The following is a 17,170-nucleotide window of genomic DNA, read 5'->3' as shown; positions in this document are numbered from 1 at the left end:
ATATAGAAGCCGCCACCCAAGCTCTGTAGGAACGTGGCGGTCAACGCAGGCGTTTCTACAGGGTTCCAGAGCGGCCCTGATGAGTGAGGATTCAGTACCATGGCTTACAGCGAAAAGGTCATCGACCACTACGAAAACCCGCGCAACGTCGGCAAGATGAACGCGGAAGATCCTGATGTCGGCACTGGCATGGTTGGCGCTCCGGCGTGCGGCGATGTGATGCGCCTGCAGATCAAGGTCAACGACGCTGGCGTTATCGAAGACGCCAAGTTCAAGACCTACGGCTGCGGTTCGGCCATCGCCTCCAGCTCCCTGGCGACCGAATGGATGAAAGGCAAGACCCTGGATGAGGCTGTCACCATCAGCAACACCCAGCTGGCCGAAGAACTGGCCCTGCCGCCGGTGAAAATTCACTGCTCGGTACTCGCCGAAGACGCCATCAAGGCGGCCGTTCGCGACTACAAGCAGAAGAAAGGCTTGATCTAAGTATTTGGCGACGAGTAAGGAGTCAACGATGGCTATCAGCATGACAGAAGCGGCTGCGCAGCACATTCGCCGCTCCCTGAATGGGCGCGGTAAAGGTGAGGGGATTCGTCTGGGTGTTCGCACCACGGGCTGTTCCGGCCTTGCCTACGTGCTGGAGTTTGTCGACGAGGTGGTTGAAGAGGATCAGGTGTTCGAAAGTCACGGCGAGAAAGTGATCATCGACCCGAAAAGCCTGACCTACCTGGACGGCACCGAGCTCGATTTCGTCAAGGAAGGGTTGAACGAAGGCTTCAAGTTCAACAACCCCAACGTACGCGGTGAATGTGGCTGCGGCGAAAGCTTCAACATCTGAGGCTTCTTGTGGGTATTCCTTGTCATTTCGCTTTATTCGAGTTGCAACCGAGCTTTCGGCTGGACCTCGAGCAGCTTGCCACGCGCTATCGAGAATTGGCGCGTGGCGTGCATCCGGACCGTTTCGCTGACGCTTCCGAGCGTGAGCAGCGCCTGGCGCTGGAGCAATCGGCCAGCCTCAACGAAGCCTATCAGACGCTGAAAAGCCCCCCCAAGCGCGCGCGTTATTTGCTCGCGATGAAAGGCGGTGAGTTGCCGATGGAAGTCACCGTGCATGACCCGGACTTCCTGATGCAGCAGATGCAGTGGCGCGAAGAACTTGAAGAGTTGCAGGACGAAGCCGATGTGGCTGGCGTCGCGGTCTTCAAACGGCGTCTGAAAACCGCCCAGGATGAGCTCAACGAAAGCTTCGCAGTCTGTTGGGATGATGCGGCGCAGCGCGAGCAGGCCGAGCGCCTGATGCGGCGCATGCAGTTTCTCGACAAGCTCACCTACGAAGTGCGCCAGCTAGAAGAGCGCCTCGACGATTAACCCAGTGCTGCCCGTGATGCACGCCTGATAGACAGATAAGACCTGATTACCATGGCTCTACTGCAAATCGCCGAACCCGGCCAAAGCCCTCAACCGCACCAGCGTCGCCTGGCGGTCGGGATTGACCTGGGCACCACCAATTCCCTGGTCGCCGCCTTGCGCAGCGGCCTGTCCGAACCACTGCCCGATGCCGATGGCCAGGTGATCCTGCCGTCTGCGGTGCGCTATCACCCCGACCGCATCGAAGTGGGCGAGTCGGCCAAGCTGGCAGCGTCTACCGACCCCTTGAACACCGTGCTGTCGGTCAAGCGCTTGATGGGCCGTGGGTTGTCCGACGTCAAGCAATTGGGCGACCAGCTGCCGTACCGCTTTGTCGGCGGCGAATCCCATATGCCGTTCATCGACACCGTCCAAGGCCCGAAAAGCCCGGTGGAAGTGTCAGCCGATATCCTCAAGGTGCTGCGCCAACGTGCGGAAACCACCTTGGGCGGCGAGCTGGTTGGTGCGGTGATCACCGTTCCGGCGTATTTCGATGACGCGCAGCGCCAAGCCACCAAGGACGCGGCGAAACTAGCCGGTCTGAACGTGCTGCGCCTGCTCAATGAGCCGACTGCGGCTGCTGTGGCTTACGGTCTGGATCAGCATGCTGAAGGCCTGGTCGCGATTTACGACCTGGGCGGCGGTACTTTTGATATTTCGATCCTGCGCCTGACCGGCGGCGTCTTCGAAGTGCTGGCCACCGGCGGCGACAGCGCCCTCGGCGGTGACGATTTTGATCACGCCATCGCGAGCTGGATTATCAGCAGTGCGGGCTTGTCTGCCGACCTGGACCCAGGTGCACAGCGCAGCCTGCTGCAAACCGCCTGCGCCGCCAAGGAAGCGCTGACGGATGCTGCAACTGTTGAAGTTTCCTATGGCTCCTGGTCGGCCCAACTGACGCGCGAAGCCTTCGATGCGTTGATCGAACCCATGGTCGCCCGCAGCCTGAAAGCCTGCCGCCGGGCGGTGCGAGATTCCGGTATCGAACTGGAAGACGTCGGTGCCGTGGTCATGGTGGGCGGTTCCACCCGTGTTCCGCGCGTGCGTGAAGCCGTCGCCGAAGCCTTTGGCCGCCAGCCGCTGACCGAAATCGATCCGGACCAAGTCGTCGCCATTGGCGCCGCGATCCAGGCCGATACCCTGGCCGGCAACAAGCGCGATGGTGGCGAATTGCTGTTGCTTGATGTGATTCCGTTGTCCCTGGGCCTGGAAACCATGGGCGGCCTGATGGAAAAGGTGATTCCACGCAACACCACCATTCCCGTCGCCCGCGCCCAGGACTTCACCACGTACAAAGATGGCCAGACGGCCATGATGATCCATGTGCTGCAAGGCGAGCGCGAGTTGATCAGCGACTGCCGCTCCCTGGCGCGCTTTGAATTGCGCGGTATCCCGGCCATGGTGGCGGGCGCGGCGAAGATTCGCGTGACCTTCCAGGTGGACGCCGACGGCCTGCTCAGCGTGGCTGCGCGCGAGTTGGCCTCAGGCGTTGAAGCCAGCATCCAGGTCAAGCCGTCCTACGGGCTGACTGACGGCGAAATCGCCAAGATGCTCAAGGACTCGTTCCAATATGCCAGCGACGACAAGGTCGCCCGTGTGTTGCGTGAGCAGCAAGTCGACGCCCAGCGCCTGCTCGAAGCGGTGCAGGGCGCCCTTGAGGCTGACGGCGAGCGCCTGTTGGATAGCGAGGAGCGCATGGTCATCGACCTGCAGATGCAGGAGCTGGCCGAACTCATGAAAGGCACCGATGGTTACGCCATCGAGCAGCAGACCAAGCGTCTGTCGCAAGTGACCGATGCCTTTGCCGCCCGTCGTATGGACCAGTCGGTAAAAGCCGCCCTGGCGGGCCGCAACCTGAATGAACTTGAGGATTAACTGATGCCGCAGATCATTTTTCTGCCACACGCCGAGCATTGCCCGGATGGTATGGTCGTGGAGGCTGAGACCGGCAAGTCCATCCTTGAAGTCGCCCACGACAATCATATCGAGATCGAAAGCGCCTGCGGCGGTGTGTGTGCCTGCACCACCTGCCACTGCATCATCCGCGAAGGCTTCAACAGCCTGGAAGAGGCCGATGAGTTGGAAGAGGACTTCCTTGACCGCGCCTGGGGCCTGGAAGCGACTTCTCGCCTGAGCTGTCAGGCCAAGGTCGGCACTGAAGACATCACTGTCGAAATTCCGAAGTATTCGCTCAACCATGCGGCCGAAGCGCCGCATTGATTCAAGGAAGTGTCATGAGTCTTAAATGGGTTGATGTGCAAGAGATCGCTATCCTGTTGGCCGACGGCAACCCGGATATGGATCCCTACTCCCTGAACTTTGTAGCTTTGCGTGACATGGTCATGGCCTTGCCAGGCTTTGATGATGAGCGCGATCGCGGTGGTGAAAAGGTTTTGGAAGCTATCCAGACTGCCTGGAAAGAAGAACAGGACTGAAGCCTCCCTTACGCAGTTAGGCAATACCCAATAACCCGCGTATAATTCGCGGGTTTAATTTTTCGTAAATTACCGTTTCTGGAGTTACACCATGGCTGTTCAACGTACTTTCTCCATCATCAAGCCTGACGCTGTTGCAAAAAACGTCATCGGCGAGATCACCACTCGTTTCGAAAAAGCCGGCCTGAAGGTTGTAGCTTCGAAACTCAAGCAACTGTCCAAGGCTGAAGCTGAAGGCTTCTACGCTGAGCACAGCGCTCGTGGCTTCTTCGGCGACCTGGTTGCCTTCATGATCTCCGGTCCTGTTGTTGTTCAGGTTCTGGAAGGCGAAAACGCTATCGCTCTGAACCGTGAGCTGATGGGCGCTACCAACCCTAAAGAAGCTGCTGCCGGCACCATCCGTGCTGACTTCGCTGAATCCATCGACGCCAACGCTGTACACGGTTCGGACTCCGAAGCCGCTGCTGCTCGCGAAATCTCGTACTTCTTCGCAGCTACCGAAGTAACCGCTCGCTAAGCATCGGCTTAAAGAGTGAGGGTGAATCCATGACAACATCGACTGTTAAAACCAACCTGCTGGGTCTGACTCAGCCGGAAATGGAGAAATTCTTCGACTCAATCGGGGAGAAGCGTTTCCGTGCCGGTCAGGTAATGAAGTGGATTCACCACTTTGGCGTCGACGATTTCGACGCCATGACGAACGTCAGCAAGGCCTTGCGCGACAAGCTCAAGGCAATTGCTGAGGTGCGTGGTCCTGAAGTAGTCAGCGAAGACATCTCCACCGATGGTACCCGTAAGTGGGTGGTGCGCGTGGCGTCCGGCAGCTGCGTCGAGACCGTGTACATTCCCCAGGGCAAGCGCGGCACCTTATGCGTTTCGTCCCAGGCTGGTTGTGCCCTGGACTGCAGTTTCTGCTCCACCGGCAAGCAAGGCTTCAATAGCAACCTCACCGCCGCCGAAGTCATCGGCCAGGTGTGGATTGCCAACAAATCCTTTGGCAGCGTCCCGGCGACCGTCGACCGTGCCATCACCAACGTGGTGATGATGGGCATGGGTGAGCCGCTGCTGAACTTCGACAACGTGATTGCGGCCATGCACCTGATGATGGACGACCTGGGCTACGGCATTTCCAAGCGCCGTGTGACCCTGTCGACCTCCGGCGTGGTACCGATGATCGATGAGCTGGCCAAGCACATCGACGTTTCCCTGGCGTTGTCGCTGCACGCACCGAATGACGCATTGCGTAACCAATTGGTGCCGATCAACAAGAAGTATCCGCTTAAGATGCTGCTCGAATCTTGCCAGCGCTACATGGCGACTTTGGGCGAGAAGCGTGTGCTGACCATTGAGTACACCATGCTCAAGGACATCAACGACAAGGTCGAGCACGCGGTCGAGATGATCGAGCTGCTCAAGAACACCCCGTGCAAGATCAACCTGATTCCGTTCAACCCGTTTCCCCATTCTGGCTACGAGCGGCCGAGCAACAACGCCATCCGCCGTTTCCAGGATCAACTGCACCAGGCCGGCTACAACGTCACCGTCCGCACGACCCGCGGTGAAGACATCGACGCCGCCTGTGGCCAATTGGTAGGGCAGGTGCTGGATCGCACCCGTCGCAGTGAGCGTTACATCGCCGTGCGTGACTTGAGCGCCGCCGACGATGCACCGCAAAGCGCTGCAAATCGAAACTGAGAGAGGACCTCTATGCCCTTGCGCCTTGCGCTGCTGTTGCTTGTTACCGGTCTCGCGACCGGTTGTGTTTCATCGGGCCATGACAGCCCTTTGCAAACCGGCAAGGGCCGTGACGCGGCGCGAGCGGCCTATGTGCAACTGGGCTTGGGCTATCTGCAACAAGGCATGAACGAGCAGGCCAAGGTGCCCTTGAAAAAGGCCCTCGAGCTGGATGCCGACGATGCTGATGCCAATGCCGCGCTGGCGCTGGTGTTCAAGGCGCAGGCCGAGCCCGAGTTGGCCGATCAGTATTTCACCAAGGCGCTGGCTTCCCGTCCTGGCGACGCCCGGTTGCTGAACAACTACGGCAGCTTCCTGTTCGAGCAGAAGCGTTATGAGCAGGCTGCCGTTTATTTCCGGCAGGCCAGTACCGATACCCTTTATCCTGAGCGTTCGCGCGTCTTCGAGAACCTTGGGGTGACGTCGGTACACCTCGGCCAGCGCGAGCTGGCGCGCCAGCAACTGGAAAAAGCCCTGCTCCTGAACGCTCGCCAGCCACGCGCTTTGCTTGAAATGGCTGAGTTGTCTTACGAAGACAGGCATTATGTGCCGGCACGCGACTATTACGAGCGTTTCAGCCGGCTCAGCGGGCACAATGCACGTAGTCTGTTGCTCGGTGTGCGCCTGGCGACGGTTCATGAAGAACGCGACACGGCCGCACGTTTTGGCCAGCAACTCGAACGACTCTATCCCGGTACGCCGGAATATCAGCAATACCTGTCGGAGCAATGATGAAAGCCGCGCACCCGGAAGTTGTAGCAGCTAATCGCGTCAACCCAGGCGAGACCTTGCGTCAGGCCCGCGAAAGCAATGGTTGGTCGCTGGCGGAAGTGGCCCTCAAGCTCAATTTGACCAGCACCTCCCTGGCCAACCTGGAGGCTGGCGCGTTCGACAAGCTGCCTGGGCACACATTTGCCCGCGGCTATATCCGCGCCTATGCCAAATTGCTGGGCATCGACCAGACCGCGTTGGTCCAGGCGTTCGACCAGTACACCGGCACCGACTCCCAGGGCAGTAACGTCCATGGCCTCGGGCGTATCGAAGAGCCCACTCGGGTTTCCCACACGATTTTGCGCATTGTCAGCCTGTTGCTGTTGATTGCGGTGATCGGCGGTGGCTTCGTCTGGTGGCAAGACCAGGCCTCCCAGCGCAATAAAGACCTGACCAGCAACGCGCTGGAACACGTCGAAGTCGAAAGCGCCGATGGCACCACCCAGATTCATCCGCTGGATGAGCCGGAAGACCAGGCGGTTGCCGAATCACAAGCCGCGCCAGAAGCGCCTGCCCCCGTCGAACAGCCGGCTCCAGACGTCGCCAGCGCACCTGCTGCGACTGCGACCGTACCCACTCCGGCTCCAGCAGCGCCTGTCGCCCAAGCCCCTGCACCAGCCGCTCCGGCACAGGCGCCTGCACCGGCTGCGCCCGCCATTTCGCCGCCCACCACGCCTGCGTTGATCGCCGGTGACGGGCGCGTACAGATCACCTTCGTTGCCGACTGCTGGACGCAAGTCACCGATGGCAACGGCAAAGTGCTGTTCAGCGGCCTCAAGCGTAAGGGAGATACGCTTGACCAGGGCGGCAAGCCTCCTCTGACGCTGCGTCTGGGCTTCGCCCGTGGCGCGCAAGTGGCCTACAACGGCCAGCCTGTGGACGTGGCGCCGTTCACCAGTGGCGAGACAGCTCGCCTCAAGTTGGGACAATAGTCATGCACGGCGAATCTCCAATCAAACGTCGCGTATCGCGCAAGATCTGGGTCGGCTCGGTGCCGGTGGGCGGCGATGCCCCCATCGCGGTGCAGAGCATGACCAACAGCGACACCAATGACGTGGCCGCCACCGTCGCCCAGATCAATCGTCTGGAAGCGGCCGGCGTGGACATCGTGCGGGTTTCCGTACCGGACATGGGCGCTGCTGAAGCGTTCGGCCGTATCAAGCAATTGGTCAAGGTGCCACTGGTTGCCGACATTCACTTCGACTACAGGATCGCATTGCGCGTAGCCGAATTGGGCGTGGACTGCCTGCGCATCAACCCGGGCAATATCGGTCGTGAAGATCGTGTGCGCGCCGTGGTCGATGCGGCCCGTGATCGCGGCATCCCCATCCGCATCGGCGTTAACGCCGGGTCGCTGGAAAAGGACCTGCAAAAGAAATACGGCGAGCCTACCCCGGCGGCGCTGGTCGAGTCGGCCCTGCGCCATGTTGAACACCTCGAACGCCTGAATTTCCAGGACTTCAAGGTCAGCGTAAAGGCTTCCGACGTGTTCATGGCCGTAGAAGCCTACCGCCTGCTGGCCAAGGAAATCGTGCAGCCATTGCACCTGGGCATCACTGAAGCGGGCGGTTTACGTTCAGGCACAGTGAAATCTGCGGTGGGTCTCGGTATGCTGCTTGCCGAAGGGATTGGCGATACTATCCGCATCTCCCTGGCGGCAGACCCCGTAGAGGAAGTGAAGGTCGGTTACGACATTCTCAAATCCCTGCGTTTGCGTTCCCGTGGCATCAACTTCATTGCCTGTCCGAGCTGCTCGCGACAGAACTTCGACGTGGTGAAAACCATGAACGACCTGGAGTTGCGTCTCGAAGACCTGCTGGTGCCGCTGGATGTGGCGGTGATCGGTTGCGTGGTCAACGGACCGGGCGAGGCCAAAGAGGCGCATGTGGGCTTGACCGGCGGTACACCGAACCTGATTTATATCGACGGCAAGCCGTCGCAGAAATTGACGAATGACAATCTGGTGGATGAGCTGGAAAAGCTGATCCGCCAGAAAGCGGCCGAAAAGGTCGCCGCTGATGCAGCGCTGATCGCTCGCGGCTGATTGAACGAATTTAAGGATTTGATGTGAGCAAGTCTCTGCAAGCCATTCGTGGCATGAACGACATCCTGCCGGAGCAGACGCCACTGTGGCGCTATTTCGAGAGCACGGTCGCACGCCTGCTGGATAACTACGGTTACAAGCAGATTCGTATGCCGATCGTTGAATTCACCGAGCTGTTCAAGCGCTCCATCGGTGAAGTGACCGACATCGTCGAAAAAGAGATGTACACCTTTGAAGACCGTAACGGCGACTCCCTGACCCTGCGTCCGGAAGGCACCGCCGCGTGCGTTCGCGCTGTGCTGGAGCATGGCATCACCGGTGGCGGCCAGACCCAGAAACTGTGGTACATCGGCCCGATGTTCCGCCACGAGCGCCCACAGAAAGGCCGTTATCGCCAATTCCACCAGATCGGTTGCGAAGTCTTCAACCTGGACGGCCCGGACATTGACGCCGAACTGATCGTTCTGACCTGGCGCCTGTGGGGCCAGTTGGGCATCCGCGACGCGGTCAAGCTCGAGCTCAACAGCCTGGGCACCAGTGAATCCCGGGGCCGCTACCGGGTCGCCCTGGTGGAGTACCTGTCTGCCCACCTGGATAAATTGGACGAAGACAGCCAGCGCCGCCTGAAGACCAACCCGTTGCGCGTGCTGGATACCAAGAACGCCGACACCCAGGCCGTGCTGCTCGATGCGCCGAAAATGGCCGATTACCTCGACGAAGAATCCCGCACGCACTTCGAGGGCCTCAAGGCTCGACTGGATGCGGCGGGTATTCCGTATGTGATCAACCCGAAGCTGGTGCGCGGCCTCGATTACTACAGCAAGACCGTGTTCGAATGGGTCACCGACAAACTCGGCGCCCAAGGCACCGTGTGTGCCGGTGGTCGTTACGACGGCCTGGTCGAGCAGATGGGCGGCAAGCCGACCGCGGGCGTGGGTTTCGCCATGGGCATCGAGCGGCTGATCCTGCTGCTGGAGACCCTGGAGCAAGTGCCCGAAGAGATTTCCCGTCAGGTGGACGTGTATCTTTGTGCTTTTGGCGAGGCCGCCGAACTGGCTGCGTTGGCCCTGAGCGAAAAAGTGCGTGACCAGCTGCCGAACCTGCGTCTGCAGATCAATGCCGGTGCGGGCAGCTTCAAGAGCCAGTTCAAGAAGGCCGACAAGAGCGGCGCGTTGTATGCGCTGATCCTCGGCGATGACGAATTGGCCCAGCAAGTGATAGGTTTCAAACCCCTGCGTGGTCAGGGCGAACAACAGAACATTGCCTTTGATGCGCTCGCTGCGCACCTGGCCACCTGCGTCGTGCAGGGTTGAAGCTGTCGAACAGCCGAATTTAGCGATTAAGGAGTATTGGGGTGTCGAGTACTGATGATGAGCAACTGGCCGAGTTCAAGGACTGGTGGCAGCGTAACGGCAAGCCCCTGGTTACTGGCGGTCTGCTGGCTTTAGTGGTGGTGTTTGGCTGGCAGGCCTGGACCAAGTATCAGGCCAACCAGTCCCAGGGCGCCTCGATCGTTTATCAGCAGTTGCTGGAAACTACCCTGACGCCGGACGGCAAGCCCGACCCTGCCCAAGTGGCAGACCTGGCCGGCAAGCTGAAGAACGAATTTGGCGGTACTGCCTACGCGCAGTACGGCAGCCTGTTCGTCGCGAAAGTCGCGGTCGACACCGGCAAGCTGGATGATGCAGCCACTGAGCTCAAGGCCATCGCCGACAAACCGACCAACCCGACCCTGGGTGAAATCGCACGTCAGCGCCTGGCACAGGTGTTGGCGGCACAGAACAAGGCTGACGAAGCACTCAAACTGCTCGACGGCGATGCTGACAAGGCATTTGTAGCCACTCGCGAAGAGCTCAAGGGTGACCTGTTGGTCCAATTGGGTCGTACCGACGAAGCCAATGCTGCGTACCAAAAAGCCAAGGCGGCGCTGTCTGATGAAGCGGCGGTCGGTGGCTTACAAATCAAGCTGGACGACTTGGCCAAAGGGGATGCGTGACGTGATCCGTTGGAAACATGCAGCATTGCTGGCTCTGGCCGTTCTGGCCGCGGGTTGCAGCAGCAACAGTAAAAAAGAACTGCCGCCTGCGGAGCTGACCAGCTTCAAGGAAGAAGTGGTCCTGCAAAAGCAGTGGAGCCGCTCTATCGGTGACGGTCAGGGTGAAACCTACAATATGCTGGTACCGGCAATCGACGGTGACAACATTGTGGCCGCTGACGTCACTGGCATCGTGACCTCCATGGACCGCATGACCGGTGACGTGAAGTGGAAGAAAGACCTTGAGTTGCCCGTTTCCGGCGCCGTAGGCGTGGGTTACGGCATGGTCATGCTCGGCACGCTCAAGGGTGAGGTCGTAGCCCTGGATTCCAGCACCGGTGAAGAGAAATGGCGCGCTCGCGTGACCAGTGAAGTCCTCGCACCGCCTGCCACCAACGGCGATGTCGTCGTGGTGCAAACCCAGGATGACCGCGTGATCGGTCTGGACGCGGCCACCGGCAACCAGCGCTGGTTGTACGACAGCACCCCGGCGGTGTTGACCTTGCGCGGTACCAGCGGTCCGATTGTGACCAACAATCTGGCCGTTGCGGGCCTGTCGACCGGTAAAGTGGTCGCCCTGAATACCCAGAACGGCGTGCCGGCCTGGGAAACCCGCGTAGCTATCCCGCAAGGTCGTTCCGAGCTGGATCGCGTGGTGGACATCGACGGCGGCTTGTTGCTGTCCGGCGAGACCCTCTACGTCGCCACGTATCAGGGCCGTGTCGCGGCACTGGACCTGCAGAGCGGCCGTGTCAACTGGCAGCGTGATGCTTCCAGCTACGCCGGTGTCGCCCAAGGGTTTGGCAGCGTCTATGTGAGCCTGGCGTCCGGCACCGTTGAAAGTGTCGACGAGCGTTCCACCACGGCACTGTGGAGCAACGACTCCCTGGCTCGCCGTCAACTGTCGGCCCCGGAAGTCTTTTCCAGCTACGTAGCGGTCGGTGACTTCGAAGGCTACCTGCACCTGCTGAGCCAGGTGGACGGTCGCTTCGTAGGTCGCGAGCGTATCGACAGCGACGGCTTGCGTGCGCGTCCGCTGGTGGTGGGTAACATGCTTTATGTGTATGGCAACAGCGGCAAGCTGGAAGCCCTGACCATCAAGTAAGAACTATGCTTGGGGGCTTAGCCCTCTGGCAGCTTCACCTGTAGGAGCGAGCGTCATGTGGCAAGGGAGCTTGCTCCCGCTGGAGTGCGAAGCGCTCCCAAACTGGTCAAACAGGTGCATCTGATGCATCTCGGTCGAATGGTTTTGGGGCTGCTACGCAGCCCAGCGGGAGCAAGCTCCCTCGCCACGACAAGCTCGCTCCTACAGTCGAGCACCAGCCGCTGCCCTGCAGCGGCTTTTGTATTTTCTGAAATAACGAAGTGGAGAGCCGCATGGTTCCCGTAATTGCCCTGGTGGGCCGACCTAACGTCGGCAAGTCCACCTTGTTCAACCGCCTGACCAGGACTCGCGACGCCATCGTCGGCGACTTGTCCGGTCTTACCCGTGATCGCCAATACGGTGAGGCAAAGTGGCAAGGGCGCTCCTACATTATTGTCGACACCGGTGGTATCTCCGGTGACGAACATGGCATGGACGAAAAAATGGCCGAGCAGTCGCTGCTGGCCATTGAAGAAGCCGATGTCGTGTTGTTCCTGGTGGACGCCCGTGCGGGCTACACCGCTGCCGACCAGATGATTGGCGAGCACCTGCGCAAGCGCAACAAGCGTTCCTACCTGGTCGCGAACAAGATCGATAACATCGATCCTGAGGCGGCCCGTGCCGAATTCAGCCCGATGGGCCTGGGCGATGCGATCCCCGTTGCCGGTGCCCACGGTCGCGGCATCACGCAGATGCTGGAAATTGCCCTCAGCACCTTTCCCAAGGATGACGATGAGGAAGAAGAGGGTGAGGAGGAGATCGTCGCCGAAGGCGAGGAAGCCAAGCGCATTCCTGGCCCGAGCGAAAAAGACGGTATCAAGATCGCCATCATCGGCCGCCCTAACGTCGGCAAGTCGACCCTGGTCAACCGTATGCTCGGTGAAGACCGGGTCATCGTCTATGACGAACCCGGCACCACCCGCGACAGCATCTACATCCCGTTCGAGCGTAACGACGAGAAGTACACGCTGATCGACACCGCCGGTGTGCGCAAACGCGGCAAGATCCACGAGGAAGTTGAAAAATTCTCCGTGGTCAAAACCCTGCAAGCGATCAAAGACGCCAACGTGGTGATCTTCGTGATGGACGCCCGCGAAGGCGTGGTGGACCACGACCTGAACCTGCTGGGCTTCGCCCTGGAAGCCGGTCGTGCCCTGGTGATCGCGATCAACAAGTGGGACGGCATGACGCCGAGCGAGCGCGATTTCGTCAAGATCGAGCTGCAGCGTCGCCTGTTCTTCGTTGAGTTCGCCGATATCCACTTCATCTCGGCACTGCACGGCACTGGCGTGGGCAACCTCTACGCCTCCGTACAGAACTCGTTCAAGTCAGCGGTCACCCGCTGGCCGACCAACCGCCTCACCCAGATCCTGGAAGACGCGGTGGGCGAGCACGCGCCGCCGATGGTCAACAACCGCCGCATCAAACTGCGTTACGCCCACTTGGGTGGTGCCAACCCGCCGATTATCGTGATCCACGGTAACCAGATCGAGAAGGTGCCCAAGTCCTATGTGCGTTACCTGGAAAACACCTACCGCCGTGTCTTGAAACTGGTTGGTACGCCGATCCGTATCGAGTTCAAGGGCGGCGAGAACCCATACGAAGGCAACAAGAACAGCCTTACCGACCGCCAGGTCAACAAGAAGCGTCGGATGATGACGCATCACAAGAAAGCCGATAAAAAGCGCCGCGACAAGCGCTGATATCGACGTGTCAAAAAAGGGCTCATTGCGAGCCCTTTTTTGTGCGCGACGGTTTGCGCCTTGACCCGATGCGGCAGGCAGCTTAAAACTTGGGGCTCACCTGCAGGGGCCTTTCATGATCACCAGCAAGCTGCCGAATGTCGGCACGACCATTTTCACTAGCATGTCGCAGTTGGCGGCCGAAACCGGCGCAATCAACCTGTCCCAGGGTTTTCCCGACTTCAATGGCCCTCAAGACTTGCTCGACGCTGTGGGGCGGCACGTCGCCAACGGGCATAACCAATACGCACCGATGAGCGGTTTGCCCGCGCTGCGCCAGCAGGTGGTGGCGAAGATTGCCCGCAGCTACGGTGTCAGCGTCGATGCCGACCGTGAAGTAACCATTACGCCGGGCGCGACCCAGGGCATTTTCTGCGCTATTCAGGCGGTTATTCGCAACGGTGACGAAGTGATCATCTTCGACCCTTGCTACGACAGCTACGCGCCCTCGGTAGAGCTGGCCGGCGGGCGCTGCGTGCATGTGCAGCTGGGCCTGCAGGATTTCAGCCTGGACTTCGAGCGCATCAAGGCCGCGCTGTCGCCGCGTACGCGCATGATTGTGCTCAATACCCCGCACAATCCCAGCGGCGCCCTGGTCAGCCGTGAGGAACTGGACCAACTGGCCGAGCTGATTCGCGGCCGTGATATCTATCTGCTCAGCGATGAAGTGTATGAACACCTGGTGTTCGACGACGTGCCCCACGTCAGCGTGCTCGCCCACGAGGAGCTGTACCCGCGTGCATTCGTGGTCAGCTCGTTCGGCAAGACCTATCACGTCACGGGCTGGAAAACCGGCTATGTGGTTGCGCCGCCGGCCCTGACTGCCGAGCTGCGCAAGGTGCATCAATACGTCAGTTTCTGTGGCGTGACGCCGTTGCAGTACGCCCTGGCCGATTTTATGGCCGAGCACCCGGAGCACGTGGCTGCGCTGCCGGCGTTCTACCAAGCCAAGCGCGACCTGTTTTGCCGGTTGCTGGCGCCGTCGCGGTTCAGTTTCAGCCCATCGGCGGGGACTTACTTTCAACTGGTGGATTATTCCCGGATTCGCCCGGACCTGGATGATGTCGCCATGTCCGAATGGATGACGCGCGAACACGGCGTGGCGTCGATTCCTATCTCTGTGTTCTACCGTAACCCACCCCAAGGCCAGCGCCTGGTGCGCCTGTGCTTTGCCAAACGCGAGGAGACGCTGCAACACGCGGCGGAAAAACTATGCGTGATTTGAGCGCCTTGCCAGACCTGAACATTGCCCTGATCCAGACCATCCTGGCGTGGCACGACCGCCAGGCCAATCTTGAGCATTTCGAGCTGTTGCTGGAGCAGGCCAGCGGCGTCGACCTGATTGTATTGCCGGAAATGTTCACCACCGGTTTCTCCATGGAATCGGCTTCCCTGGCCGAACCGGAAAACGGCCCGACGCACCGTTGGCTCCAGGCCCAGGCCGCGAAATACAGCGCCGTGATCACGGGCAGTGTGATCATTCAGGCGGCGGACGGCAGCCACCGTAACCGTCTGCTCTGGGCGCGGCCTGACGGTGAGGTGCTGCATTACGACAAGCGCCACCTGTTCCGCATGGCCGGCGAGCACAATCACTACACCCCCGGCGAACGTCAGGTGCAGTTCGAGTTGAAGGGCTGGCGTATTCGGCCGTTGATTTGCTACGACCTGCGCTTCCCGGTGTGGAGTCGCGATGCCCAGGACACCGACTTGTTGCTTTACACCGCCAATTGGCCGGGGGCGCGGCGTCAGCATTGGAACCGACTGTTGCCGGCGCGGGCTATTGAAAACCTGTGCTATGTGGCTGCTGTAAATCGGGTGGGTACCGACGGCAAGGGTTTTGCCTACACCGGCGATAGCCAGGTGCTGGATTTCCAGGGTGAGACATTGCTGAGCGCGGGGGAAGCGGATGGGGTGTTTCAGGTGAAGCTGGATGCGGCTGAGTTGGCGGCGTATCGCACGCGATTTCCGGCGAACCTGGATGCCGATAGCTTTCAGTTTGTCTGACGGACCGCCATCGGGGGCTAGATCGTCCCTACGCTCTGCGTGGGAACGCCTCCTGTGACGCTCCGCGTCACGACTTTAAGGGCAGACGCAGAGCGTCCAGGGCTGCATTCCCACGCGGAGCGTGGGAATGATCAGGGCTGGTGCTTACGCCGCTTTCGCTTCCTGCTGGCTCAACGAGCGGTTCAGCGCGCTGAACAGCGCCTTGAAGCTCGCGGTGGTGATGTTTTCATCAATCCCCACGCCATGCACCGGCCGCTCGCCATTTACGCGCAGTTCGATGTACGCCGCCGCTTTGGCGTTGGTACCCGCACCAATCGCGTGCTCGTTGTAGTCCATGATCTCCACACCAATCGGCAAGCCCGCCACCAGCGCTTCCAGCGCCCCGTTGCCTTTGCCTTTCCAGTGCAGGTTGGTTTCGCCTTGGCCCTTGCCGGAGACTTCCACTTCGACGTAGCTGTTGCCGTTTTCTTCCTGCAGACGATGGCTGACCAGCGCGTACGGGGTGTTGGCCTGCAAGTATTCGCGTTGCAGCAAGGCGTAGATCTGCGGTGCGGTCATTTCAAGGCCGACGCGGTCGGTTTCAGCCTGTACCACCTGGCTGAATTCAATCTGCATGCGGCGTGGCAGGCTGATGTCGTATTCCTGCTCCAGCAGGTAGGCGATACCGCCCTTGCCCGACTGGCTGTTCACACGGATCACCGCCTCGTAGCTGCGGCCGATGTCTGCCGGGTCGATCGGCAAGTACGGCACCTCCCACAACGCGTCGTCTTTCTGCTGAGCGAAGCCCTTGCGGATTGCATCCTGGTGGGAGCCGGAGAACGCGGTGTGCACCAGGTCGCCAACGTACGGGTGACGTGGGTGCACCTGGATCTGGTTGCACTCCTCGACGACTTTGCGCACGCCGTCGATATCGGAGAAATCCAGCTGCGGGTCGAGGCCCTGGGTGTACATGTTCAGCGCCACGGTGACCAGGTCGACGTTACCGGTACGCTCGCCGTTGCCGAACAGGCAGCCTTCGACACGATCGGCCCCGGCCATCAGGCCCAGCTCGGTGGCGGCGACGCCGGTGCCACGGTCGTTGTGGGTGTGCAGGCTGATGATCACGCTGTCACGGCGGTTGATATGGCGACCGAACCACTCGATCTGGTCGGCATAGATGTTCGGCGTAGCGCACTCAACAGTGGCCGGCAGGTTGAGGATCATCTTGTGCTCGGGCGTCGGGTTCCACACCTCGATCACCGCGTCACAGACTTCCTTGGCGAACTCCAGCTCAGTGGCGCTGAAGGTCTCCGGCGAGTACTCGAAGGTCCACTGGGTTTGCGGCTGTTGCGCGGCGTATTTGACGAACAGCTTGGCGGCGTTGACTGCAATGGCCTTGACGCCGTCCTTGTCCTGGTTGAACACGATGCGGCGGAACGACGGCGAAGTGGCGTTGTACAAGTGCACGATGGCTTTCTTGGCCCCGCGCAGGGATTCGAAGGTCCGTGCGATCAAGTCTTCACGGCCCTGGGTCAGCACCTGGATGGTGGTGTCCTCGGGGATGTGGTTGTCTTCGATCAGGGTGCGTACGAAATCGAAATCGGTTTGCGACGCGGCCGGGAAGGACGCTTCGATTTCCTTCACGCCGACGGCGACCAGGGTCTTCCAGAAGCGCAGCTTTTTCGCGGCATCCATCGGTTCGATCAGCGACTGGTTGCCATCACGCAAGTCCGAGCTGCACCAGATCGGCGCAGTGGTGATGGTTTTGGACGGCCAGGTGCGGTCCGGGATATCGATGATCGGAAACGCACGGTATTTCGAAGACGGGTCTTTGAGCATGCTCATCGGGAAATCCTTTGTTGTAGGGGCCGAGAA

General features: G+C 60.2%; 18 protein-coding genes. 17 read left to right on the top strand and 1 reads right to left on the bottom strand.

The window, feature by feature from the left end; translation table 11 throughout:
* Positions 1 to 99: 99 nt before the first annotated feature.
* The 17 genes from iscU to C4J85_RS22020 all read left to right on the top strand — a co-directional run bounded on the left by iscU (position 100) and on the right by C4J85_RS22020 (position 15,316).
* Positions 100 to 486 carry a Fe-S cluster assembly scaffold IscU gene (gene iscU, locus C4J85_RS22100; protein WP_003175965.1) on the top strand — a complete coding sequence of 129 codons (387 nt, stop codon included), beginning with the start codon at positions 100 to 102 and terminating at the stop codon, positions 484 to 486.
* A gap of 28 nt (positions 487 to 514) precedes the next feature.
* The gene (gene iscA, locus C4J85_RS22095; protein WP_003209680.1) at positions 515 to 838 is read left to right on the top strand and encodes an iron-sulfur cluster assembly protein IscA; all 324 of its coding nucleotides are present in this window, start codon (positions 515 to 517) and stop codon (positions 836 to 838) included.
* A gap of 8 nt (positions 839 to 846) precedes the next feature.
* Entirely contained in the window at positions 847 to 1,368 is a 522-nt protein-coding gene (gene hscB / locus C4J85_RS22090; RefSeq protein ID WP_124410707.1) for a co-chaperone HscB, read from the top strand.
* A 51-nt stretch (positions 1,369 to 1,419) separates the two neighbouring features.
* Complete coding sequence (gene hscA / locus C4J85_RS22085; protein ID WP_124368260.1) at positions 1,420 to 3,282, top strand: Fe-S protein assembly chaperone HscA; 1,863 nt, start codon at positions 1,420 to 1,422, stop codon at positions 3,280 to 3,282.
* A gap of 3 nt (positions 3,283 to 3,285) precedes the next feature.
* Positions 3,286 to 3,627 carry an ISC system 2Fe-2S type ferredoxin gene (fdx, locus tag C4J85_RS22080; RefSeq protein ID WP_057723961.1) on the top strand — a complete coding sequence of 114 codons (342 nt, stop codon included), beginning with the start codon at positions 3,286 to 3,288 and terminating at the stop codon, positions 3,625 to 3,627.
* 14 nt (positions 3,628 to 3,641) lie between these two features.
* Positions 3,642 to 3,842: a Fe-S cluster assembly protein IscX gene (iscX, locus tag C4J85_RS22075; RefSeq protein WP_017846180.1), complete on the top strand. Its 201-nt coding sequence runs from the start codon at positions 3,642 to 3,644 to the stop codon at positions 3,840 to 3,842.
* A gap of 91 nt (positions 3,843 to 3,933) precedes the next feature.
* Positions 3,934 to 4,359, top strand: a complete 426-nt coding sequence (gene ndk / locus C4J85_RS22070; protein WP_003175956.1) for a nucleoside-diphosphate kinase — start codon at positions 3,934 to 3,936, stop codon at positions 4,357 to 4,359.
* 29 nt (positions 4,360 to 4,388) lie between these two features.
* Positions 4,389 to 5,537: a 23S rRNA (adenine(2503)-C(2))-methyltransferase RlmN gene (rlmN, locus tag C4J85_RS22065; RefSeq protein WP_124410706.1), complete on the top strand. Its 1,149-nt coding sequence runs from the start codon at positions 4,389 to 4,391 to the stop codon at positions 5,535 to 5,537.
* Positions 5,538 to 5,549: 12 nt separating this feature from the next.
* Complete coding sequence (gene pilW, locus C4J85_RS22060) at positions 5,550 to 6,308, top strand: type IV pilus biogenesis/stability protein PilW (RefSeq protein WP_124368258.1); 759 nt, start codon at positions 5,550 to 5,552, stop codon at positions 6,306 to 6,308.
* Entirely contained in the window at positions 6,308 to 7,279 is a 972-nt protein-coding gene (locus C4J85_RS22055) for a RodZ family helix-turn-helix domain-containing protein (protein ID WP_124410705.1), read from the top strand. The genes pilW and C4J85_RS22055 overlap by 1 nt, the downstream gene beginning before the upstream one ends.
* 2 nt (positions 7,280 to 7,281) lie before the next feature.
* On the top strand, positions 7,282 to 8,391 hold the full coding sequence (gene ispG / locus C4J85_RS22050) for a flavodoxin-dependent (E)-4-hydroxy-3-methylbut-2-enyl-diphosphate synthase (RefSeq protein ID WP_124410704.1): 1,110 nt from the start codon (positions 7,282 to 7,284) through the stop codon (positions 8,389 to 8,391).
* Positions 8,392 to 8,414: 23 nt separating this feature from the next.
* Positions 8,415 to 9,704, top strand: coding sequence for a histidine--tRNA ligase (gene hisS, locus C4J85_RS22045; RefSeq protein ID WP_124368255.1), 1,290 nt, complete (start codon positions 8,415 to 8,417; stop codon positions 9,702 to 9,704).
* Between the two features lie 41 nt (positions 9,705 to 9,745).
* Positions 9,746 to 10,387 carry a YfgM family protein gene (locus C4J85_RS22040; RefSeq protein WP_124364292.1) on the top strand — a complete coding sequence of 214 codons (642 nt, stop codon included), beginning with the start codon at positions 9,746 to 9,748 and terminating at the stop codon, positions 10,385 to 10,387.
* Positions 10,380 to 11,531, top strand: coding sequence for an outer membrane protein assembly factor BamB (gene bamB / locus C4J85_RS22035; protein ID WP_124368254.1), 1,152 nt, complete (start codon positions 10,380 to 10,382; stop codon positions 11,529 to 11,531). Before C4J85_RS22040 ends, bamB begins: the two co-directional genes overlap by 8 nt.
* Before the next feature lie 272 nt (positions 11,532 to 11,803).
* On the top strand, positions 11,804 to 13,273 hold the full coding sequence (gene der, locus C4J85_RS22030) for a ribosome biogenesis GTPase Der (protein ID WP_076949869.1): 1,470 nt from the start codon (positions 11,804 to 11,806) through the stop codon (positions 13,271 to 13,273).
* 115 nt (positions 13,274 to 13,388) lie between these two features.
* Positions 13,389 to 14,537 (top strand): pyridoxal phosphate-dependent aminotransferase, encoded by a 1,149-nt coding sequence (locus C4J85_RS22025; protein ID WP_124410703.1) that lies wholly within the window; start codon positions 13,389 to 13,391, stop codon positions 14,535 to 14,537.
* Positions 14,525 to 15,316, top strand: a complete 792-nt coding sequence (locus tag C4J85_RS22020; RefSeq protein ID WP_124410702.1) for an amidohydrolase — start codon at positions 14,525 to 14,527, stop codon at positions 15,314 to 15,316. Before C4J85_RS22025 ends, C4J85_RS22020 begins: the two co-directional genes overlap by 13 nt.
* Positions 15,317 to 15,460: 144 nt before the next feature.
* On the opposite strand, the gene leuA is transcribed toward C4J85_RS22020, so the two are convergent.
* A complete protein-coding gene (gene leuA, locus C4J85_RS22015) occupies positions 15,461 to 17,140 on the bottom strand; it encodes a 2-isopropylmalate synthase (protein WP_124368251.1) in 1,680 nt (559 codons plus the stop codon).
* Between the last annotated feature and the right edge of the window lie 30 nt (positions 17,141 to 17,170).

The organism is Pseudomonas sp. R4-34-07, assembly GCF_003852375.1.
Classification (GTDB): Bacteria; Pseudomonadota; Gammaproteobacteria; order Pseudomonadales; family Pseudomonadaceae; genus Aquipseudomonas.
Note: the sequence above shows the minus strand (reverse complement) of the source record. Positions and strands in the feature narration are given on the sequence as shown.